Below are 21,786 nucleotides of genomic sequence, written 5' to 3'. Positions count from 1 at the left end.
ACACCCGGCAAGGCGATTATTGTTGAGGCAGCGCCGGAACGTCCGGAACGGAAAGCGCCGGCATCCCAAACAGGCCGACAAAGTCTTCCAACGGCATTTTTTGTCCGTTGAGCGTGATCTGGCCATTGGCGTACTGCAAACTGGAGGCGATAGTATTATCCTTCAGCGTTGTCAGTCGGAACATCTGACCCATTGCGGACAGCCCCTGCACCTGCTGTTTTGCCAGTTTTTCCGCATCATCCTGCTGATAGCCTTCCAGTTTTGCTATCTGCGTCATAAACTCGACCGCCATGTCCATTGGAATTGCCAGTTTCGCATCCAGCGATTTCACGGAGCGGTCGACTTCCTGCGCCAGCGTTTGCGGTTGTGCCGTTGTGGTTGCCGGATCTTTGAGGAACAGCGACAGATTCAGCGTGGTTTCCCCTTTGGCGTTTTTCCAGCTAAGCGGCGCCAGGGTCAGTACCGGATCGCCTTTTAACAGCACGGGGAGAGCGCTAAAGAACGCTTCAGTGACTTTTTGCTGATAAAGCTCAGGATTCTGCGCCACGTCCGGCTGATTCAGCAGCGCCTGCGTTTGTGCATGATATTGCTGACTAAACTGGTGCCAGGCTTCGCCGTCGATTTGACCGACTTTCAACGTTAATTTACCGCTGCCCAAATCCTGATTCTGCACTTTCAGGCTGTTAAGCGAGTAATCCAACTGGCTGTTAATGGTTTTTCCGTCGTTGACGAGATCGGACTTGCCGGCAATTTCCATCCCTTCCAGCACCGCCATCTCTTTACCCTCAATGGCGATGGACAGTTTATCCAGCGTTAACTTTTGGTCGCCCACACGTTCGCCAAAGCTTGCCAGTTTACTGGTACCGTCGGTTTTCAAATTATTAAAGGTGAGTTGGACCTTCTGGTTATATTCGTTAACGGCATCGACCAGGCCGCTCTGCGCTTCGCCCGACAGCGAAACCACATTACCGTCTTTATCGGCGTTAAGCTGGAACTCGCCACCGCTAAAGGCGACCTTTTCACCGGCATTCTCGTAGTTTAACGGCTTGAGAGAGATATCGGAGCGGGTATCGCCGCCATAACCAATGCGGGTATTGATAACAAAGGGCGTGTCGCCTTTCGCGATATCAAAGAGGGGTTTTGCCGCATCGTTATTCACCAGGGTGGTTTTTACCGACGCCATAGAAGGGATCAGATTGAGCGTTTTGAGCTGGGCGAGCGGGAAGGGGCCATGTGAAACGGACTCGTCCAGCACAATGCTTTGCCCGGGCTTCAACCAGGTATTGTCTGCGCCGGCAACCGGTTTGACAACCAGTTGCAGATGGCTACTGAACACGCCACGCTGGTAGTTTTGATAACTTAATTCGACACCGGCCTCCGGCGCAGTACGCTTGAGCTGTTCATTGGCCTGAGTCACCATGTCTGCAAGATGGTTCTCCAGCTTTTTCCCCGTATACCAGGCACCGCCTGTCCAGACGATGCCAAGTGCAATCACTACACCTGCAGCTACCAGTGTTTTTTTCATATCAATTGTCCATAAAAATGAAACCAGGCGGATTAAACCGCCTGGAGGAGTTTTACGTCTGTTATAAGCTTAGCAAGAGTTGTTAAAAAATTCAGTACGTTGCTACAGCTTGTTATAAACACGCGCTAAACGGCCCGTGCCGCTGGCGTTAACCGGAGACTCATCCGCGCCGATAAAGGCCGATTCACCCGGCTTCAGTACCAGACGCTGTTCATCTTTACGTAACACCGCCTCACCCTCAACGCAGAACAGAATCGCGGCGCTGTGTTGGCCGATGCTCGTCTCCTGAAGCGCCAGGTCGTGCAGTGAAAAAGCAAAATCGTCAACCGGAATGGGGAAGTCCAGCTCCGCGCCGCTTTTTACCGGGGCAGTCAGCAACTCGCCGGCAGGCTTAGGTTCGAACTTCACGTTCGCGACCAGCTCAGGGATGTCGATATATTTTGGCGTAAGGCCAGCGCGCAGAACGTTATCGGAGTTTGCCATGACTTCCAGCGCAACGCCCTGCAGATAAGCATGAGGCGTTTCGGCAAACAGGAACATCGCCTCGCCGGGATTCAGTTTGACCACATTCAGCAACAAAGGAGAGAAAAGCCCGCTGTCGTCAGGATAATACTCTGAAATCACGCGGATCGTTTGCCACGGTTCGCCTTGCTGGCTGTTAAGCGCCGCTTTGAGTACGGCTAACGCGCGGGATTTTTCTTCGCCTTGCATATTCAACAGGCTGGCGAAAAGCTGGCTCAGACGTTCAGCGTTCGGCGCCTGCAAAAAGTGGGCGATAGCGGAATGCGCGCCGGCGACAGGTTGCAGTAAAGAGACAATGTCAGAAAATTCGCGGAACGCGTTCATCGCCAGGAAAGGCGTCAGGGCAAAAACCAGCTCTGGTTTATGGTTAGGATCTTTATAGTTCCGCTCTGCGGCATCCATGGGGATACCCGCCGCATTTTCTTTCGCGAAACCGATTTCGGAGTTGCGTTTATTCGGGTGCACCTGAATAGAGAGCGGTTGTGCGGCGCACAGTACTTTAAACAGAAACGGCAGTTCGCCGAAACGGTTGGCTACCGCTTCGCCCAGCATGGCGGTTTTATTCTTTTCGATGGCGTCACGCAGGGAGACGGTTTCGCCGTTGGCGGTGGTGATTCGCGAGCTGCTTTTGGGATGCGCGCCCATCCAGAGTTCAGCCATTGGCTGCTGCTGCGGATTGGCGATGCCATAAAGTTCCGTTAACGCAGTTTTACTTCCCCAGGCATAGTTTTGCACTGAGTTAATGAGTTTTTGCATTATCAAGCCCTGTTTCAATGTGGAGATCAATGGGAGGTATTAAACCAAGAAACCCGCATGAAGTAACCTCCGGGCGTAAAAAGTCGTACTTGTCTCAGTTTTTGTTAAAAAATTGTGTAGGATAGTGTTACTCGCTTTGAGTCGGGCAATGGAACACCTGCCCAGAGAATAACCATACCGAGCGGTAAGTGAGAGCACAATGTCAAACAAACCCTTCTTTTATCAAGACCCTTTTCCCCTCAAAAAGGACGATACCGAGTACTACTTGTTGACCAGCGAACATGTTTCCGTCGCCGAATTCGAAGGACAAGAGATCCTGAAAGTCGCGCCGGAAGCGCTAACGCTGTTGGCGCGTCAGGCCTTCCACGATGCGTCTTTTATGTTACGTCCCGCGCATCAGCAGCAGGTGGCGGATATTCTGCGCGATCCGCAGGCCAGTGAAAACGACAAATATGTCGCGCTGCAATTCCTGCGAAACTCCGATATCGCGGCCAAGGGCGTGTTGCCCACCTGCCAGGATACCGGTACGGCCATTATTGTCGGCAAAAAAGGCCAACGCGTCTGGACTGGCGGAGGTGATGAAGCGGCGCTGGCTCGCGGCGTATATAACACCTATATCGAAGATAACCTGCGCTATTCGCAAAACGCGGCGCTGGATATGTACAAAGAGGTCAATACCGGTACTAACCTGCCGGCGCAGATCGATCTCTACAGCGTCGATGGCGATGAATATAAATTCCTCTGTATCGCTAAAGGCGGCGGATCGGCGAATAAAACCTACCTCTATCAGGAGACAAAAGCGCTTCTGACGCCGGGTAAGCTCAAAAATTATCTCGTCGATAAGATGCGTACGCTGGGCACCGCCGCCTGTCCGCCGTATCACATTGCGTTTGTCATTGGCGGCACCTCGGCGGAAGCGAACCTGAAGACCGTTAAGCTGGCCTCGGCAAAATACTATGATGCGCTACCGACCGAAGGCAATGAACACGGGCAGGCCTTCCGCGATATTGAACTGGAAAAAGAATTGTTGCTTGAGGCGCAAAATCTTGGCTTAGGCGCGCAGTTCGGCGGCAAATATTTCGCTCACGATATTCGTGTCATCCGATTGCCGCGTCACGGGGCATCGTGTCCGGTAGGTATGGGCGTATCCTGCTCCGCGGATCGAAACATTAAAGCGAAGATCAACCGGGAAGGGATCTGGATCGAGAAGCTGGAGCGCAATCCCGGTAAATATATTCCTGAGGCGCTGCGCCAGGCGGGAGAGGGCGAGGCGGTGCGCGTTGATCTTAACCGTCCCATGAGCGAGATACTGCAACAACTGTCGCAGTATCCGGTATCAACGCGCCTGTCGCTGAACGGCACGATTATTGTGGGCCGCGACATCGCGCACGCTAAACTGAAAGAACGGATGGACAGAGGCGAAGGTTTGCCGCAGTACATCAAAGATCATCCTATCTATTATGCGGGGCCGGCAAAAACGCCGGAAGGGTACGCCTCCGGGTCGCTTGGGCCGACTACTGCAGGACGGATGGACTCTTATGTTGATCAGCTCCAGTCGCAGGGCGGCAGTATGATCATGCTGGCGAAAGGCAACCGCAGCCAGCAGGTGACCGATGCCTGTAAGAAACATGGCGGCTTCTACCTGGGCAGTATTGGCGGCCCGGCAGCCGTTCTGGCGCAGGGCAGTATCAAGCGCCTGGAGTGCGTGGAATATCCTGAACTGGGTATGGAGGCTATCTGGAAAATTGAAGTGGAGGATTTTCCGGCCTTTATTCTGGTGGATGATAAAGGCAACGATTTCTTCCAGCAGATTCAGTCATCGCAGTGCGCGCGCTGCGTTAAGTAATGTCGCCGCCCTGCGGGGCGGTAACATGATTCGCTATTTTGCCGGAGAACGGCGCAAGCGCCTTATCCGGTCTACACCGTTGTGTTGTTATCGTTAATACTCATAAGACCGCAAACATGTGAGCAATGTCGACACATGATCTCATCAACTTGAGTAAGGAGCAGGTAATGGTAACGGTACGCCGCGAGAAAGATTCAATGGGCGCGATTGAAGTCCCGGCAGATAAACTGTGGGGGGCGCAGACTCAACGTTCGCTGGAGCATTTTCGGATTTCCACGGAGAAAATGCCCGTCTCGCTCATTCACGCTCTGGCGTTGACCAAGCGCGCCGCTGCGAAGGTCAACCAGGACTTAGGGTTGTTGGCGGCGGAAAAAGCCAGCGCGATTATCCAGGCGGCTGATGAAGTGCTGGCGGGAAAACATGCTGATGAGTTTCCGCTGGCGATTTGGCAGACCGGGTCCGGTACGCAAAGCAACATGAATATGAATGAGGTGTTAGCGAACCGCGCCAGTGAAATTTTGGGCGGCGTTCGCGGTATGGAACGCAAGGTGCATCCCAATGATGACGTCAATAAGAGTCAAAGCTCAAACGATGTGTTCCCAACCGCCATGCACGTGGCGGCGTTACTGGCGTTACGCGAACACCTCATCCCGCAATTATCCGCATTAACGGATACGCTTCGCGATAAATCCCACGCTTTCGCCGATATTGTCAAAATTGGCCGTACTCACCTGCAGGACGCGACGCCGCTCACCTTAGGCCAGGAGATTTCCGGTTGGGTAGCCATGCTGGAACATAACCTCAGACACATTGAGCACAGTTTACCGCACGTCGCGGAACTGGCGCTCGGCGGAACCGCAGTAGGGACAGGGCTTAATACCCACCCGGAATATGCCCGGCGCGTGGCCGAGGAACTGGCGACGATTACCGCGGCGCCGTTTGTTACCGCCCCGAATAAATTCGAAGCGCTGGCGACCTGTGACGCGTTGGTACAGGCGCATGGCGCATTAAAAGGACTGGCGGCCTCGCTGATGAAAATCGCCAACGATGTTCGCTGGCTGGCGTCCGGCCCGCGCTGCGGCATTGGCGAGATTGCTATCCCGGAGAATGAGCCAGGCAGTTCCATTATGCCTGGTAAAGTGAACCCGACCCAGTGTGAAGCGGTAACGATGCTATGTTGCCAGGTAATGGGTAACGATGTGGCCATCAATATGGGGGGCGCATCGGGCAACTTTGAGCTCAACGTCTATCGTCCGATGGTTATTCATAATTTTCTGCAAACGGTGCGCCTGCTGGCCGATGGCATGGAGAGTTTTAATAAACACTGTGCGTCAGGAATCGAGCCAAACCGCGAGCGTATTACGCAGTTGCTGAATGAGTCGCTGATGCTGGTCACTGCGCTGAATACGCACATCGGTTACGATAAAGCGGCGGAGATTGCGAAGAAGGCGCATAAAGAAGGGCTGACGCTCAAAGCCTCAGCCGTGGCATTAGGATACCTTAGCGACGAGGAGTTCGACGCCTGGGTACGTCCGGAGTTGATGGTTGGCAGTATGACGCCGGGACGTTAATCCGCCACATACAGGTGCAGTCGCGGAATAATCAGTCGCAGCGGCTGCGCCTGTGGTTTAAAACGGTGCTGAATATTGTCGGCGTCATAGTTTTCCAGCCCGCCAATATCCGGCACGCCAGCGCCGTTGTCCGTGTTGATTAATGCGATAATCGGCGTGGGGCAGGCGTGTTGCACCTGTTTTTGCTGGCCTTTATACCAGATGCGGGCGATCGGCTGTACTTTAACCGGACGCTTAATCTTGAGTCGGGCCTGCTGCGGTAAGGCAGCGATATCCTGATATTCCCGTTCCAGCTTGAATTGCCATTGTTCGCGCGTCCACGGCGGGACGCTGCGCGGCGACGCGAGGCTTTTTTTCAACTGGCTCAGAACCTCATCCCGGCTTAAATTTTTAATAATATGTTTATTTGCCCAGCCGAAACGTATGGTGGCGGGGTTATTGATAAGCGTCAGCGTGCGGTAAGCGTTCAGAGTAATTAAGCCGGGTAGATGCCGATGCACCCACTCAAAACGTGCCGCTGAGGGAAGACCGGACTCTACCGTAACCATCTGCTCGAAGGTGGTTTTCAACTGGTTAATGCGCTGTACCTGATTTTCCAGATCTAGCTGTGTCGCATTATCCACTTGATAGCATAAAACGCCAGGCAGGCGGACGGCGGCTTTACTGCTGCGATTTTCGGACTGCTGTTGAATAAACAAATGGCGATAGTGACGTAGCGCCAGCGTTTCGGCCTCTTTCCCCAGATGTTGCGTTACCTCGATAGTATCCAGCGGCGCATGTTCCGCCTCTTTGGTCACCTGCGGCAGTGAAAAGACACGGGCGATAAGTAGCGAATGCTGCTGTAGATTATCCGTCAGCGCCGCCAGGTGTTGTTCTATCTGGCGAAAAGTGCCATTCAGGCGTTCAACGAGATCGTAGCGGGACATGGTATCACTCACTTTAGTTACAACATACTATCTGTATAGCACAGTTCCCGCCGCTCAACCAGCGTGCAAAATACGTCAGGCAGCGGTCACGTTGGGCATCGCGTGCCAGACCGGCCAGTGAAAGCTAAATTTTGCGCCGCCCAGTTCGCTCTCGTCACAGACGACGCTACCGCCCATCGCCAGGGCGATAGAGTGTACGATGGCGAGTCCAAGCCCGCAGCCGCCTGTCGCCCGGTCTCTACTGGGGTCGAGTCTGACAAAAGGTTCAAATACGCGCTCACGCGCATCCGCTTCAATGCCGGGGCCGTCATCTTCAACTATCAGCGTTGCCTGACTGCCGTCGAGTAACAGGCTGACTTGAACGGTGGTACGACTGTAGCGCAACGCATTATTCAGCAGGTTATCCAGCACTCGCGACATTAACCGCATATCAAGCGCGCCATAATCGCCGATTACACATGTGACAAGGTTTACGGCGCGTTCCGGGGTCACGCTTTGCACATCCTGCAAATGCGTGAGCAACCAGGCGGGGAGGTCGGGTTCGGTCAACATCAGTTCATTTTGCGGTCGGTCAAGGCGCGCATAGGTGAGCAGTTCTTCAATCAGCGCTTCCAGTTGACCAATATCGCGATTGAGCGCCTGTGATTCCGGCGGTGTCAGATTTTCACTCATTTCAAGCCGATAGCGTAAACGTACCAGCGGCGTGCGAAGCTCATGGGCGATACCGTCAATCAGCTGTTTTTTACTGGCGATCAGGGCATTAATGTTATCCGCCATCTGGTTGAACGCGACGCCCAGACGTTCGAAACTGGAGCCATTATCGAAGTGCAGGCGTTCAGTCAAATGACCCTCGCCAAAGCGCTGCGCGGCGGATTCGAGCCTGAGCATTTCTTGCCAGTGCGGGCGCATCCAGATAAACACAGGAAAGGCGAGAGAAAAGGCAATGAGCGCCATTAAGGCGATATCCAGCAGTCGCATTTGATGCAGGAAATAGAGATAGGGAACCGGGCCAACCGCCAGGACGTAATGGCTGCGCGGGATACGCTGAATAAAGGTGTATTGATCGTCAAGCGCGACAATATCGCCTTCACGCAGTCGCTGCGTGGTGGTGGCATCAAGCTTATAGTGATTTAACGGTTCAACGCGTAAATCGAAAGAGAGGTTCAGGTCCATCTCTTTTAACGTTTTCCCCCATTCACGCGGCGGGATTTCCCGCAGTTCGCTGCGCATCAGATAGAGCGAACTTTTCATCAGATCGTCGAGCGATTGCCTGCCCGCGCGTTCGGCGGTGAATTTGTACACCAGTCCGACCAATAAGGTCATGACCAGAAAACAGACGAACAGCAACAGGTAAAACTGCACAAACAGCTTTTTCATCAACGCCCACCGGATATCAATACATTAACTCTATCGCGGCGCTGGGGGAAAAGATTTCCCGTCAGCGCCGCTGGTGGGTTATAAAAGCAGGCTTTGCGTCAACTGACAACCTCATTGTCCGGCGTTAAGGTCCGGACTTTCGTGAACAATGCGCCCATCGACAAGTGTCAAAACAGCGCGAATGGTATCAATTCTGTCTTCCGGCATCGTCATAAATGGCTGATTGAGTACCGCCAGATCGGCCTGTTTTCCGACGCGAAGCTGGCCCCGGTGTTGTTCGGCAAAGGCGAGCCAGGCGGCATGACGTGTATATAACGCTAGCGCTTCCAGACGCGTGAGCCGCTCGCTGGCGGGTTTACGCACGGAACCGCCTGACGCTATACCGGTGATATGATATTCGATAGCGTGCCAGACACCGGCAATGCCAATACGCGTCGAATCGGTACCGCCAGCTACGACAAGCCCTTTATCCAGCGCCAGTCGAACCGGCGGCGAATTGTCCGTCGCGCCGGGTGGATTGGCGTCACGGATGGCAAGCCCCTCAAAGTAAGGCCCCATTTGCACAGTGTATGCCAGACCCAGCTTACGCATTCGCTCAAGCGTCTGTGGCGAACCGGTATTCAGGTGCGCAATAGACCAGCGGAGAGGGCGCAGATCGTACTGCTGCGCTACCTGCTCAAAAATCGTCAATATCGCGTCGGCGCTGTCATCGGTATAGGCGTGGATCTCAAGCGGTATTCCCCGTTTTGCCGCAAACGTCGCGACCTGGCGAAGCGCGGTTTTGTCCTGCTCTGAGGAAGAAAAACCTGGGGCCATCCGCACGCCGTCATTCATTCCGGCCACCAGGCTTTCCCCCAGTCCAAGAAAAGCCAGTTGCCCGTCATCGGCACGCGCCGGGCGAAAGGCCATCAGGTTGCTGAACCACTGCGCTTCATGACCTTTCGCTTCCGGCTGTACCGGAATGCGATACCCCACGCGCAGCGGTAAATCCCCCTGGTTTCGCATTGCAAATAAAGGCTCATAAGCGGCGGCAGGCCCGGCAGAGGGGTCAATGATGCCGGTCACGCCGCGAGCGTTCATATCAGCGAAAAATTGCCGCAGACCGCCCTCGCGATCGGCGTTACTACTTATGCTGGCAAAAAGCTGATTGAACGCGGCGATGTCACCAAATAATTTCCCCGTGGCGCTACCTTTTGCGTCGCGCTCTACGCGGATTCCCGCTAAATCAGGAGGAGGGGTGTCGTTAAGGCCAAGTACGTCTATACCGCGCTGATTCACTAACGCATAGTCGTAAAGATACTGAATATAAGCCGGATGATCGGGAAGGGCGTGGCTCAATTCGGCTACCGTCGGCGCCCGGTTTTCTGCAAATTGCGCCGGTATCCACGATCCCACTACGGCTACCCATTGATCGTGGGGACGACGGTTAGCGTCGGCGCGTAATTTATCCAGCGCGTCTTTAAGCGAAGGGCTGTCGTACCAGTAGGTTTCGAATGTCCAGGTTTGTCCGCCGCGAATGGCGTGGATGTGGGTATCGGTCAGGCCGGGTATCACGGTTTTACCCTGTAAATCGATGGTACGGGTATGGTCGCCGCGCCATTCATTTGTCGCCGTATCATCGCCAATCGCCATAATCCGCGAGCCGGAAATCGCCAGCGCGCTGGCCTGCGGCTGGGCATCATTCAGAGTGATGATATTACCGTTATGCAAAATAATATCCGCTGCCGGGCGGGCGGCGGTGGCTGCGCCTGTGGCCGTGAGCAGAAAGAGAAGCGCGGTTCTGGAAAGCAGAGGTGGGACGAGACTGATCATTAGCATGTTCCTTTTGTCGGGCGATAAGCAAACCATAGAGAGCGAACAAGAATTGTTCAATCTGTGCCCAGGGAACAGTGCGTTCTGTTTTTAGAACGGTGGTAATGAAAAAAGAAAAGCCCGCCGAAACGGCGGGCTTGAGAAGAATTAATGAATAATTAGAACTGGTAAACCATACCCAGCGCGACGATATCATCAGTGCTGATACCGGCATCTTTATAGAACGGGTCGTCGTCATCCAGCAGGTTGATTTTATAATCAACATAGGTGGAGAAGTTTTTGTTGAAATAGTAGGTAGCACCTACATCAGCATATTTAACCAGGTCTTTATCATCGCCATTAACGTTGTTATAGGTCAGATCTTTACCTTTAGACATCAGGAAAGAAACCGCCGGGCGCAGACCGAAATCAAATTGATATTGGGCTGTAACTTCGAAGTTTTGCGTTTTGTTTGCTACGCCGCCATCATAACCCTTGTCCGTTTTACCATAAGGCGTCATATTACGGGTTTCAGAATACATAGTCGCTAAATAGATGTTGTTGGCATCATATTTCAAGCCAGCTGTCCATGCATCCGCTTTGTCGCCGCCAGCAATCGTGCCGCCAGCATTGACTTGCTCATTAGTACGATCGGAAGTGGTATACGCAGCGCCTGCGCTGAAGCCCATGCCAATATCATAGGTAGTAGAAATACCGAAGCCATCACCGTTATCGTAACGAATATCGTCGCCATTATTACGGTTATTGGTACCGATATTTACATCGTCAGCGCTTTGGCTTTCATTTTTACCCTGATATTGCAACGCGAAGTTCAGACCGTCTACCAGACCGAAGAAATCAGTGTTACGGTAGGTGGCCACGCCGTTAGCACGACCGGTCATGTAGTTGTCAGCGTAAGTATAGGAGTCGCCGCCGAACTCAGGCAGCATATCGGTCCAGCCTTCCACGTCGTACAGGACGCCGTAGTTACGACCATAGTCGAATGAGCCGTAGTCGCCGAATTTCAGGCCGGCGAATGCCAGACGAGTCCAGGAATTAGCACCTTCGCCTTCGGTAGTGTTAGCCTGAACGTTATATTCCCACTGGCCGTAACCGGTCAGTTGGTCGTTAATCTGCGTTTCGCCTTTAAAGCCGACACGCATATAGGTCTGATCGCCATCTTTAGAAGAGTCATCAGAGAAATAGTGCAGGCCGTCTACTTTCCCGTAAAGGTCCAGTTTGTTGCCGTCTTTGTTATAAATTTCAGCGGCGTGTGCTGCGCCAGCAGCCAGCAGAGCCGGGATGACAAGTGCCAATACTTTTCTTTTCATTTTTTTATCCTTAAAAACTTAACTTATTTGCAAAAGATTGAACTTCTACAGATTCGTTGAATCAAAGGCATCCTAATCTGAATAATATTATTTCAGCAAATGCTAACTTTTCTTATATGTTATTAATTAATACAAAAGTTACTATCGGAAACGCATATATTTATGGTGAATATATTTGTTATTATATATTCATGGTTGTGATTTGTTTTATTTCACAATTTGCGAAAAAAGATGGCAATATAGCGGCGGGCAGACATTCTGTTATCAATTTTGTGAACTGGCTTCGAGTTTTTTTAATTTAATTTTTTTTGGCGAAGAAGACGTAATGAAGAACCGCAACGCAGAGAAAACGGTAATAAAGGGGCCGTTTCGACTAATAAAAATAGCATCCATGTATACAATGTCTGTTTTTTGAACAGTGGCGGTGATGAGCATCGCCACTATGACTTGATAAAGGCAGGTAAAATCTGTCGGCTAACTTATCCCGTCGTTTCGTCCCAGGCATGAGGGGCAAAAAGATAGCCTTTATTGCGAATGGTCTTTATACGATAGGGCTCAGCAGCGCTATCCAGCAGTTTCTTACGCAGGCGGGAAATCGCCACATCCACGCTGCGATCCAGACCATCATAATTGACGCCGCGCAGCGTTTTTAGCAACGCGTCGCGATCCATAATTTGTCCGGCGTGTGTCGCCAGTTCCCAGAGCAATTCAAAATCGGCGGTGGAGAGCGATATGAAATCGCCGTTGAGCTGGACCGCCCGGTTAAGGGGATCGATGGTTAACGCGCCAAAACGCAGCGCTTTATGCGGCGTAAGCGCGCTCTCCTGAAGACTTTTTGCCTGTTGCGTTTGTTCGCTTTGCCGCAGGTGTAAGCGCAGACGCGCCAGCAAAACGGCCGGAGGCGTGGTTTTGAGGATGTAGTCGCAGGCGCCCATCTCCAGCGCCAGAATATGATTCATATCACTGTCCAGCGAGGTGAGCAGGACAATCGGGCCTTGCCAGCGGTGGCGCAGATCGCGGCATATCGTCATGCCATCTTTACCTGGAAGCATAATATCCAGTAAAACCAGATCGGGCTGAGTGGTGAGGATAAGATCCTCCGCCCGGTCACCACGCGGCTCAACAATGACATCAATATCATGTTTCGCCAGATAAGCGGCAATGAGAGAACCCACTTCAGCGTCGTCTTCAACAAATACAATGCGGTTCATATTATAAATGGAGAATAGAAAACGCCAACATACACCGCCTCTGTTTTCCCTTCCATAAATCTTTTCTAAACGAGAGCGGTTCCGTTATGCTACACGCTGTTGTTATTAGCGTGTTAAGGCAAGGTAATGGGACTCGTGATTAAAGCTGCCCTGGGGGCGCTGGTCGTCGTATTGATTGGTCTGCTGTCAAAAACGAAAAATTATTATATCGCCGGATTAATTCCTCTGTTTCCAACGTTTGCGCTTATCGCGCACTATATCGTGGCCAGCGAGCGGGGCATCGACGCGATGCGTACCACCATCGTCTTTAGCATGTGGTCGATCATTCCTTATTTCATTTATCTTGCAACGCTATGGTATTTCAGCGGTGTGATGCGCCTGCCCGTCGCGCTTGGCGGTGCGGTGGTCTGCTGGGGGCTAAGCGCGTGGCTGCTGATTTTTTGCTGGATTAAATGGCATTAATATTGGCAAAGACCGTGGTTTCCCCATCGTAATACAGACGGATATTACGATGGGGAGGTTGTTAACCCACCAGCATCCACGTAGCCGGAACCGCCGCGACCAGCAATAAACCAATCAGCACGACTTCCTGACGATTTAACACGTTGTCATGCTTGTGCGTCCGACGCGCATACAGGAAAACCAGTAATCCAGGCGCGTACAGCACGACGGACAGCAGCAGGTGCATGGGACCCGATGCGTATAACAACCATAAGCCATAAATACAGGCTCCGATACCGACCGCCCGATGGAGGGGACGTGTTGCAATCTTCAGCAGAAATGCGCCGACCAGAAAGTAGGGCACCAGAATCATTTCTGACGCAATCGTCAATAGCGTGTTGTAGTCCGAACCGGTCAGCCAGATCAGCACCAGACAGATTTGCACACAGATATTGGTGAGCCATAACGATGCAGAAGGCGCGCCTTGCGCATTTTGTCGCGCGAAGATGCCCGGGAAGGATTTATAGGCTGCCGCCAGAAATGGCACCTCCGCCGCCATAATAGTCCAGCTTAGATAAGCCCCGCAGACAGACACAATCAGTCCCGCTGCAATAATAATTTCTCCCCACGGCCCCATCATTTTTACCATCAGTCCGGCCATCGACGGGTTGCGCATCTCCGCCAGTTCCGGACGCGCAAGAACGCCAAGAGAAAGCAGCGTGACCAGGAGATATATTCCCAGCGCTGCGAGGACCGCCAGTAGCGTGGCGCGGCCTACATCGCGTTTATTTTTCGCTCGGGCCGAGACGACGACGGCGCCTTCAACGCCAATAAACACCCACAGCGTAATAAGCATGGTGTTCTTGACCTGTTCCCATACGGGAATACCGAGTTCAACACCGGTGAAGTCCAGTGTGAAGGTATCCAGTTTGAACATCATGATAGCCAGCACAATAAACGCGCCGAGCGGCAACAGTTTCGCCAGAGTCGCAACCAGATTGATGCTGGCTGCCGTTTGTACGCCGCGCAGGATGAGGAAATGGACAATCCAGAGCAGGACTGAAGCGCCGACAATAGCCTGCCAGGTATTACCGTCGCCAAACAGACGCAGGGCAGGCGTATCGGTAAAGAAACTCAGCGCTGAAAAAACGATAACCAAATAGGATACGTTGGCGATGACCGCGCACAGCCAATAGCCCCAGGCAGAACAAAAGCCAATCAGTTCGCCGAAGCCTTCGCGGGCGTAAGTAAAGATACCGCCGTCAAGCTCGGAGCGAATGCGCGTAAGGATTAACATGGCGAATGCCAGTAAGAGTATCCCCACGCCGGTAATGGCCCAGCCAATTAACAACGCAGCCGGACTGGCAACGGCGGCCATATTCTGGGGCAGGCTGAAAACACCTGCGCCAAGCATTGAGCTTAAAACCAGCGCGGTCAGCGCGCTCAGTCCCAGTTTTTTTTCCATTGGTATCCAGCTATAAAAATGAAATTGGAAGAATAATTATTATGGCAAAACGCATAAAAATGGTGAAAGCCACTAAGGCGCGGGATTTTACGGAGAGAAGGGACCGCATGCAACGGCCTGGATAAGATTTATCGCCAAAAAAGCGAAAAGTGAGATTCATCGCGATATTTGACGGAACTGGCATCCCGCGAGAAAGTGCCGGATGGCGGCTTATCAGGCCTGCCGTTGAACGATCGTGTAGGCCTGATAAGGCAGGTATGCCGCCATCCGGCGAGAAAGCCTGATGGCGACGCGCGCCTTATTTATAGAGGTCGGCGCTGATGGTGATGTTATTGCCGCGCTCCTGCCACTGACGCGTAATATGATAATACTTAGCGCCTTTCTTCGCCGCGCGTTTGGCGACCTGATAGGAGATTTCTGTCATATTGCCGTAGTTGCCGGTGAACTTAACGCTGTCGAAAGGCACCATCATCGCAGCCGTCGCTTTATTCAGCTCCTCAACTTTTGTGCCATCCGGTAGTGTGACAGTGTAACGCCCGCCTTTGGAGGATTGCGTTTCGAAGAAACGGCCTACTTCGGCGCTCGGCGAGGCTGACGTGGCGACGCCTGGAATTTCGACTTTCTTCGCAGCTTCGCCGCCCTGAGCCAGCGCGGCGCGGCCAGCTTCAGAGTCTGCCGGAATAGCGTCCGGGCTCTGGACGATGCGTTTTTTCGCATCTTGTTTATAGATAAATGCAGTGATGCGCTGGTTTCCGCCCTGATTCGCATCTATCTGACGAACAATATAGAAAGCGTATGCGCCTTTTTGTTTCGCCGCTTTCGTAATGGCATCGTTAACTTCCGGCTGGCTACGGTAGAAGCCCTGAACGGTGACGGTGTCATACGGTTCTAATTGTACGGCCTGGTCTTTCGGTAATTCCACGATGCCATTAATGACACGATTTTTGGGCGCGTCGGCTTTCGGCGCGTCGGCTTTATACACGTCCGCCACAACACGCCAGTTACCACTGTTGCCGAACTCCGAGGTGTCGACAACATAGAAGGAGGCTGCGCCTTCTTTATCTGCGCGGCGGGACACGGCGGAGACCGCATCGCCAATAGCATTAAAACGACCGGTAATAACGATGCGGTCATAAGGTTTTAGTGCAGCCGCTTGCTCCGGCGTCAGTTCTGTTGCTGCATGGACAGAAAAAGCAGCCGCAGAAAGCAGAGCCGACGCCAGGAGAGTGTTCTTAAGCTTCATAAAAATAATCCTTCGCCTTGCGCAAACCAGGTACTGGTATTGTTATTGACTAGAAACGTGGCTGATTATTGCATTTAAACCATATGGATGTCTGCGGGATTTTTCACGCATCGTGTCATGTATCCTATCTTTGATGATAACATTTGCCGATATGTCGAAAAAAACGGCGTCCGGGCGGCTAAGCTAATGAAGCGCATAAATTTAATAAGTTAATTTAATGTTAATTTCTTGATCCCGGCAGAGGTTTAATGATGTTTTGCTGTCAAATTTGAGCGAATTATCAGCCCTCGCAGGCCATTTTCAAGGCATTATGGCTGCTTAGCGGCTGAATCGTTCATGTTTTGCAAATTTGATAAAAAATTCTGTTTTTTGGCGCTAGATCACAGGCGTTATTTTCAGTAGGTTATAGAGAGTTTGTAACGGTTTTATTCTGCTGGGGTAACATTTACCTCAAACGCGGGCAGGCGTACGCTTCTCGCGCTTACTGACAAACCATCATCAAAAATATCGATGGAAGGGAACATTTATGCGAATTGGCATACCAAAAGAGCGGTTACCCAATGAAACCCGTGTCGCTGCGACGCCGAAAACGGTAGAGCAGCTACTGAAGCTGGGGTTTAGCGTCGCTATCGAAAGCGGGGCGGGTCAACTGGCAAGTTTTGACGACAAAGCGTTTGCGCAGGCTGGCGCGGATATTGTAGACGGCAATGCTATCTGGCAGTCGGAAATTATTCTCAAGGTTAATGCGCCTGAAGAAGAGGAAATCGCTTTACTGAACCCCGGGACTACGCTGGTCAGTTTTATCTGGCCTGCGCAAAATCCTGGGTTAATGGAGAAACTTGCCGAACGTAAGGTTACGGTGATGGCGATGGACTCCGTGCCGCGTATTTCCCGCGCGCAGTCGCTCGACGCGTTAAGCTCAATGGCGAATATCGCGGGTTATCGCGCCATTGTAGAGGCCGCGCATGAATTTGGGCGCTTCTTTACCGGGCAAATCACCGCCGCCGGGAAAGTGCCGCCGGCGAAGGTGATGGTGATTGGCGCGGGCGTAGCCGGTCTTGCGGCTATCGGCGCGGCAAACAGCCTGGGGGCGATTGTCCGCGCGTTTGACACTCGTCCTGAAGTCAAAGAGCAGGTCCAGAGTATGGGGGCTGAGTTCCTCGAACTGGATTTTAAAGAGGAAGCCGGTAGCGGCGATGGTTACGCCAAAGTGATGTCCGAGGCGTTTATCAAAGCGGAAATGGCGCTCTTTGCCGCCCAGGCCAAAGAGGTCGATATCATCGTTACCACCGCGTTGATTCCGGGCAAACCAGCGCCGAAGCTGATTACCCGCGATATGGTCGATTCTATGAAGGCCGGCAGCGTGATTGTCGACCTGGCCGCGCAGAATGGCGGTAACTGCGAATATACCGTCGCCAATCAGGTTGTGACGACGGACAATGGCGTGAAAGTAATTGGCTACACCGATCTACCGGGGCGTTTGCCGACGCAGTCATCCCAACTTTATGGCACCAACCTGGTTAATCTGCTGAAGCTGCTGTGCAAAGAGAAAGACGGCAATATTGACGTGGATTTTGACGATGTCGTGATCCGTGGCGTGACGGTGATTCGCGACGGCGACATTACCTGGCCTGCGCCGCCAATCCAGGTTTCCGCGCAGCCACAGGCCGCGCCTAAAGCAGCACCTGCGCCAAAAGAACCGGAAAAGCCCACTTCACCCTGGCGGAAGTATGCGTTAATGGCGCTGGCGATCATTCTTTTTGGCTGGCTGGCCGATGTCGCGCCAAAAGAGTTCCTCGGCCATTTTACCGTGTTTGCGCTCGCCTGCGTGGTTGGTTATTACGTGGTGTGGAACGTGTCTCATGCGCTTCATACGCCATTAATGTCGGTGACCAACGCAATTTCAGGGATTATTGTTGTCGGGGCATTATTGCAAATTGGTCAGGGCGGCTGGGTCAGCTTCCTGAGCTTTATCGCGGTGCTTATCGCCAGCATTAATATTTTCGGTGGCTTCACCGTGACTCAGCGTATGCTGAAAATGTTCCGGAAAAACTAAGGGGTAACACATGTCTGGAGGATTAGTTACAGCTGCATACATTGTTGCCGCGATCCTGTTTATTTTCAGTCTTGCCGGGCTTTCAAAGCATGAAACGTCCCGCCAGGGGAATAACTTCGGTATTGCCGGGATGGCGATCGCGTTGCTGGCGACCATTTTCGGGCCGGATACCGGCAACGTAGCATGGATTCTGGTCGCCATGATTATTGGCGGCGCGATTGGCATCCGCATGGCGAAAAAAGTTGAGATGACCGAGATGCCGGAGCTGGTCGCGATTCTGCACAGTTTCGTGGGCCTGGCGGCGGTACTGGTTGGTTTTAACAGCTATCTGTACCATGACGCCAGTCTGGCGCCGGTGCTGGTGAATATTCATCTGACCGAAGTCTTCCTCGGTATCTTTATTGGCGCAGTCACTTTCACTGGATCGATCGTAGCGTTTGGTAAACTGCGCGGCAAAATCTCTTCTAAGCCGTTGATGTTGCCTAACCGTCACAAAATGAACCTGGCGGCGCTGGTTGTTTCTTTCCTGTTGCTGCTGGTTTTTGTTCGTACCGAAAGCGTGGGTCTACAGGTTCTGGCGCTACTGCTGATGACCATTATCGCGCTGGCGTTTGGTTGGCATCTGGTCGCTTCTATCGGCGGGGCGGACATGCCGGTGGTTGTTTCAATGCTGAACTCCTATTCCGGTTGGGCTGCCGCGGCGGCTGGCTTCATGTTGAGCAACGATTTGCTGATTGTGACCGGCGCGCTGGTCGGTTCGTCAGGCGCGATCCTGTCTTACATTATGTGTAAAGCGATGAACCGCTCTTTCATCAGCGTTATTGCTGGTGGGTTCGGTACTGACGGCTCCTCAACGGGCGACGATCAGGAAGCTGGCGAACATCGCGAAATCACGGCGGAAGAGACCGCTGAGATGCTGAAAAACTCCCACTCCGTCATTATTACGCCGGGGTATGGGATGGCGGTAGCGCAGGCGCAGTATCCGGTGGCGGAAATCACCGAAAAACTGCGCGCGCGCGGGATCAACGTGCGTTTCGGCATTCATCCGGTGGCGGGTCGCCTGCCGGGGCATATGAACGTGCTGTTGGCGGAGGCGAAAGTGCCTTATGACATCGTGCTGGAAATGGACGAAATCAATGATGATTTCGCCGATACCGATACCGTGCTGGTGATTGGCGCGAACGATACGGTGAACCCGGCGGCGCAAGACGATCCCCGCAGCCCGATCGCCGGTATGCCGGTTCTCGAAGTGTGGAAAGCACAGAATGTCGTGGTCTTTAAGCGCTCAATGAATACCGGTTATGCTGGCGTGCAGAACCCGCTGTTCTTTAAAGAGAATACGCAAATGCTGTTCGGCGATGCCAAAGCCAGCGTGGATGCGATTCTGAAAGCGCTTTAATCTTTTAAACGTGCGGCGGCCTCTTCTGAGGCCGTTTTTATACACTTCATCCTTTACGCTGCCTCTTTGTTGGCTGCGCTCAGAAAACCCGGTCACATCGTTATCTATGCTCCCGGGGATTTCTTCCCTTGCCGCCGCGAGGCATCTTGAATGATTTTGTGTATGTATTGCATTTTATCTTTTGTTTAAATCGCTAAGCAGAACGGCGATACTCTGCCCGCCGGTGGTCTGTTCGAGGGCGATTTTGACAATGATGGTTAACGGAACGGAGAGCAACATGCCCACCGGACCTAATAACCAGCCCCAGAAAATTAACGACAAAAATACCACTAAGGTTGAAAGGCCTAAACCACGTCCCATGATTCGTGGCTCAAGGATATTGCCGAAGACCAGATTAATCAGCAGATAGCCTGCCAGCACCAGCAGCGCATCATAAAACCCGTTAAATACCAGCACCTGAATAATGGGTGGCAGGGCAGCGAGCACCGATCCAATATTAGGAATATAGTTCAGCGCGAAGGCCAGTAGACCCCAGACAAAGGCGAAGCGGACATCCAGCGCGGCCAGCATTCCCCATGCGACCAGCCCCGTCACGATACTGATCGCTGTTTTTAACACCAGATAATGGGAAACGCTATCAAGCGCGCGTTGAATTGCCGCCATGCCTTCCACCGGACGGCTCATCATCTGCTGCAGTTTTTCAGGCAATTGTGGAACCTCCAGCAGCATAAATACCACGGTCAATAACAATAAAAAGATGGACGACATGGCATTGGACAACTGGGTGAGCAGGTTCGTTACCAGAGTCATGGCGGCGTTTGGATCGATATATTTCGCCAGCTCATCAACCGACACGCCAATGCCTGCTCGCTGTAACCACGGTTCAATACGTTGCAACGGTATCACCAATGAGGAGCGATATTGCGGTAGGGTACGAGCCAGTTCATTTAATGATGTCCCCAAATAGGCCAGTAGTAGTACCATTAACATAACAATAATCACAATGAGCAATGATACGGCGATAACGCGCGGAATTCGGCATCGGGTCATCCGTTGCACAACGGGATTGAGAACGACTGCAATAAATAACGCCAAAATAAAGGGAACAATGATATCTGCGGCGAAGCGGATACCGCTCAGAATAACTACCAGCATTCCCAGCATAATGACGATTTTTAGACCATTGAGCGTGATGATCGGTTTTGCCATATCAGTCCCTGTTTTCTGATGCCGACACGAATAATAATGTGATGTCGGTCGACCTGTTCTGGTTAAAATCAAACACTTCAGGTAAAGAAGTGAAAATATTTTGAGTTAATTCCTGGCTTATGATACAAATCAGGCGTGTTCAACTACCGAGGACAATTATCATCCGCGATGACGAGAAGCAACACTGCGGATAATTGTAATATTATGGACAATATGTTCAGCGCTTTTTTCTCCACGCAAACGCATCTTCACTCTACCTCCTTTTTCCTGCTTATCGGCGAGCAGCACTGGCGTAACGCACTTTAGTCTCTCACTTCTGCCTGAGCTGGCGCAATGCGCTGTGCTAACTGATTTTATTTTTTAGTTTGCTGCGTGCAGCAGACTCGAAAGAGTATATTCTCATGCAGGAGAAGTGTCATGTTTTACTGGATTTTATTAGCTCTGGCTATCGCGACTGAAATTACCGGCACGCTCTCAATGAAATGGGCTAGCGTGGGTAATGGCAATGCGGGTTTTATTTTAATGCTGGTGATGATCACGCTGTCATATATATTTCTTTCTTTTGCGGTAAAAAAGATTGCCCTGGGTGTAGCGTATGCCTTATGGGAAGGGATCGGCATTTTATTTATTACCATTTTTAGCGTGCTGCTATTTGATGAAGCATTATCAACCATGAAGATTGCCGGCTTGCTGACGCTGGTCGCCGGCATAGTATTGATCAAATCAGGGACGCGTAAACCCGGCAAACCGGTGAAGGAGGCGACTCGTGCAACAATTTGAATGGATACACGGCGCCTGGCTTGGGCTGGCAATAATGCTGGAAATCGCGGCTAACGTACTGTTGAAATTTTCGGACGGCTTTCGCCGTAAATGCTATGGCATCTTATCGCTTGCCGCTGTTCTGGCCGCCTTCAGCGCGCTTTCCCAGGCGGTAAAAGGGATAGACCTGTCGGTGGCGTATGCGTTATGGGGCGGTTTTGGTATTGCCGCCACGCTGGCGGCGGGCTGGGTGCTCTTCGGCCAGCGCTTAAACCCCAAAGGCTGGGTTGGCGTGATATTGCTGCTCGCCGGAATGGTCATGATCAAATTTGCCTGAGACGATCGCTGCCTGTCGGTT

General features: G+C 52.2%; 17 protein-coding genes. 7 read left to right on the top strand and 10 right to left on the bottom strand.

What is annotated here, in order from left to right:
• Nucleotides 1-16 precede the first annotated feature (16 nt).
• Nucleotides 17-1,525 (bottom strand): YdgA family protein, encoded by a 1,509-nt coding sequence (locus tag J4617_RS04000; RefSeq protein WP_017465961.1) that lies wholly within the window; start codon nt 1,523-1,525, stop codon nt 17-19.
• Between the two features lie 102 nt (nt 1,526-1,627).
• On the bottom strand, nt 1,628-2,803 hold the full coding sequence (gene manA, locus J4617_RS03995; RefSeq protein WP_001170622.1) for a mannose-6-phosphate isomerase: 1,176 nt from the start codon (nt 2,801-2,803) through the stop codon (nt 1,628-1,630).
• 199 nt (nt 2,804-3,002) lie between these two features.
• Here manA and fumB point away from each other — a divergent pair, with 199 nt between their 5' ends.
• Nucleotides 3,003-4,649 (top strand): class I fumarate hydratase, encoded by a 1,647-nt coding sequence (gene fumB / locus J4617_RS03990; protein ID WP_000066609.1) that lies wholly within the window; start codon nt 3,003-3,005, stop codon nt 4,647-4,649.
• 167 nt (nt 4,650-4,816) lie between these two features.
• Complete coding sequence (gene fumC / locus J4617_RS03985; RefSeq protein ID WP_000259121.1) at nt 4,817-6,220, top strand: class II fumarate hydratase; 1,404 nt, start codon at nt 4,817-4,819, stop codon at nt 6,218-6,220.
• Here the strand turns inward: fumC and tus are convergent.
• From tus to rstA, 5 genes are all read right to left on the bottom strand, one after another.
• Entirely contained in the window at nt 6,217-7,146 is a 930-nt protein-coding gene (gene tus, locus J4617_RS03980) for a DNA replication terminus site-binding protein (protein WP_000092497.1), read from the bottom strand. The two genes, fumC and tus, sit on opposite strands and share 4 nt — an antisense overlap.
• 75 nt (nt 7,147-7,221) lie before the next feature.
• Nucleotides 7,222-8,523, bottom strand: coding sequence for a two-component system sensor histidine kinase RstB (gene rstB / locus J4617_RS03975; protein WP_017465960.1), 1,302 nt, complete (start codon nt 8,521-8,523; stop codon nt 7,222-7,224).
• A 111-nt stretch (nt 8,524-8,634) separates the two neighbouring features.
• Nucleotides 8,635-10,341 (bottom strand): amidohydrolase, encoded by a 1,707-nt coding sequence (locus J4617_RS03970; RefSeq protein WP_072100723.1) that lies wholly within the window; start codon nt 10,339-10,341, stop codon nt 8,635-8,637.
• Nucleotides 10,342-10,493: 152 nt separating this feature from the next.
• Entirely contained in the window at nt 10,494-11,645 is a 1,152-nt protein-coding gene (gene ompS2, locus J4617_RS03965; RefSeq protein ID WP_000824321.1) for a porin OmpS2, read from the bottom strand.
• A gap of 479 nt (nt 11,646-12,124) precedes the next feature.
• Nucleotides 12,125-12,856 (bottom strand): two-component system response regulator RstA, encoded by a 732-nt coding sequence (rstA, locus tag J4617_RS03960; RefSeq protein ID WP_001080048.1) that lies wholly within the window; start codon nt 12,854-12,856, stop codon nt 12,125-12,127.
• A gap of 126 nt (nt 12,857-12,982) precedes the next feature.
• Here rstA and J4617_RS03955 point away from each other — a divergent pair, with 126 nt between their 5' ends.
• The gene (locus J4617_RS03955; RefSeq protein ID WP_000524877.1) at nt 12,983-13,318 is read left to right on the top strand and encodes a GlpM family protein; all 336 of its coding nucleotides are present in this window, start codon (nt 12,983-12,985) and stop codon (nt 13,316-13,318) included.
• A gap of 61 nt (nt 13,319-13,379) precedes the next feature.
• On the opposite strand, the gene J4617_RS03950 is transcribed toward J4617_RS03955, so the two are convergent.
• Both J4617_RS03950 and ydgH read right to left on the bottom strand, forming a co-directional pair.
• Entirely contained in the window at nt 13,380-14,762 is a 1,383-nt protein-coding gene (locus tag J4617_RS03950) for an amino acid permease (protein ID WP_000412353.1), read from the bottom strand.
• Between the two features lie 298 nt (nt 14,763-15,060).
• Nucleotides 15,061-16,005 (bottom strand): DUF1471 family protein YdgH, encoded by a 945-nt coding sequence (ydgH, locus tag J4617_RS03945; RefSeq protein WP_000769294.1) that lies wholly within the window; start codon nt 16,003-16,005, stop codon nt 15,061-15,063.
• Nucleotides 16,006-16,531: 526 nt separating this feature from the next.
• On the opposite strand from ydgH, the gene pntA reads away from it, so the two are divergent.
• Both pntA and pntB read left to right on the top strand, forming a co-directional pair.
• Nucleotides 16,532-18,061, top strand: a complete 1,530-nt coding sequence (gene pntA, locus J4617_RS03940) for a Re/Si-specific NAD(P)(+) transhydrogenase subunit alpha (RefSeq protein WP_001219362.1) — start codon at nt 16,532-16,534, stop codon at nt 18,059-18,061.
• 10 nt (nt 18,062-18,071) lie between these two features.
• The gene (gene pntB, locus J4617_RS03935) at nt 18,072-19,460 is read left to right on the top strand and encodes a Re/Si-specific NAD(P)(+) transhydrogenase subunit beta (RefSeq protein ID WP_000014056.1); all 1,389 of its coding nucleotides are present in this window, start codon (nt 18,072-18,074) and stop codon (nt 19,458-19,460) included.
• Nucleotides 19,461-19,634: 174 nt separating this feature from the next.
• Here pntB and J4617_RS03930 read toward each other — a convergent pair whose 3' ends face one another.
• Nucleotides 19,635-20,669: an AI-2E family transporter gene (locus J4617_RS03930; protein WP_001118268.1), complete on the bottom strand. Its 1,035-nt coding sequence runs from the start codon at nt 20,667-20,669 to the stop codon at nt 19,635-19,637.
• A 417-nt stretch (nt 20,670-21,086) separates the two neighbouring features.
• Here J4617_RS03930 and mdtJ point away from each other — a divergent pair, with 417 nt between their 5' ends.
• Both mdtJ and mdtI read left to right on the top strand, forming a co-directional pair.
• Nucleotides 21,087-21,449, top strand: a complete 363-nt coding sequence (mdtJ, locus tag J4617_RS03925) for a multidrug/spermidine efflux SMR transporter subunit MdtJ (protein ID WP_000500278.1) — start codon at nt 21,087-21,089, stop codon at nt 21,447-21,449.
• Complete coding sequence (gene mdtI, locus J4617_RS03920; protein WP_001183821.1) at nt 21,436-21,765, top strand: multidrug/spermidine efflux SMR transporter subunit MdtI; 330 nt, start codon at nt 21,436-21,438, stop codon at nt 21,763-21,765. Before mdtJ ends, mdtI begins: the two co-directional genes overlap by 14 nt.
• Nucleotides 21,766-21,786: the final 21 nt, after the last annotated feature.

This window comes from Salmonella sp. 32010601201800023SM, assembly GCF_017572235.1.
GTDB classification, from domain to species: Bacteria; Pseudomonadota; Gammaproteobacteria; order Enterobacterales; family Enterobacteriaceae; genus Salmonella; species Salmonella enterica.
The sequence above is the reverse complement of the archived record's forward strand: the minus strand, read 5'-3'. Positions and strand labels throughout refer to the sequence as shown.

Excerpts from the sequence above, each read along its gene's own strand:
- J4617_RS04000 (WP_017465961.1), bottom strand. The coding sequence starts at position 1,525 with ATGAAAAAAACACTGGTAGCTGCAGGTGTAGTGATTGCACTTGGCATC.
- manA (WP_001170622.1), bottom strand. The coding sequence starts at position 2,803 with ATGCAAAAACTCATTAACTCAGTGCAAAACTATGCCTGGGGAAGTAAA.
- fumB (WP_000066609.1), top strand. The coding sequence starts at position 3,003 with ATGTCAAACAAACCCTTCTTTTATCAAGACCCTTTTCCCCTCAAAAAG.
- fumC (WP_000259121.1), top strand. The coding sequence starts at position 4,817 with ATGGTAACGGTACGCCGCGAGAAAGATTCAATGGGCGCGATTGAAGTC.
- tus (WP_000092497.1), bottom strand. The coding sequence starts at position 7,146 with ATGTCCCGCTACGATCTCGTTGAACGCCTGAATGGCACTTTTCGCCAG.
- rstB (WP_017465960.1), bottom strand. The coding sequence starts at position 8,523 with ATGAAAAAGCTGTTTGTGCAGTTTTACCTGTTGCTGTTCGTCTGTTTT.
- J4617_RS03970 (WP_072100723.1), bottom strand. The coding sequence starts at position 10,341 with ATGCTAATGATCAGTCTCGTCCCACCTCTGCTTTCCAGAACCGCGCTT.
- ompS2 (WP_000824321.1), bottom strand. The coding sequence starts at position 11,645 with ATGAAAAGAAAAGTATTGGCACTTGTCATCCCGGCTCTGCTGGCTGCT.
- rstA (WP_001080048.1), bottom strand. The coding sequence starts at position 12,856 with ATGAACCGCATTGTATTTGTTGAAGACGACGCTGAAGTGGGTTCTCTC.
- J4617_RS03955 (WP_000524877.1), top strand. The coding sequence starts at position 12,983 with ATGGGACTCGTGATTAAAGCTGCCCTGGGGGCGCTGGTCGTCGTATTG.
- J4617_RS03950 (WP_000412353.1), bottom strand. The coding sequence starts at position 14,762 with ATGGAAAAAAAACTGGGACTGAGCGCGCTGACCGCGCTGGTTTTAAGC.
- ydgH (WP_000769294.1), bottom strand. The coding sequence starts at position 16,005 with ATGAAGCTTAAGAACACTCTCCTGGCGTCGGCTCTGCTTTCTGCGGCT.
- pntA (WP_001219362.1), top strand. The coding sequence starts at position 16,532 with ATGCGAATTGGCATACCAAAAGAGCGGTTACCCAATGAAACCCGTGTC.
- pntB (WP_000014056.1), top strand. The coding sequence starts at position 18,072 with ATGTCTGGAGGATTAGTTACAGCTGCATACATTGTTGCCGCGATCCTG.
- J4617_RS03930 (WP_001118268.1), bottom strand. The coding sequence starts at position 20,669 with ATGGCAAAACCGATCATCACGCTCAATGGTCTAAAAATCGTCATTATG.
- mdtJ (WP_000500278.1), top strand. The coding sequence starts at position 21,087 with ATGTTTTACTGGATTTTATTAGCTCTGGCTATCGCGACTGAAATTACC.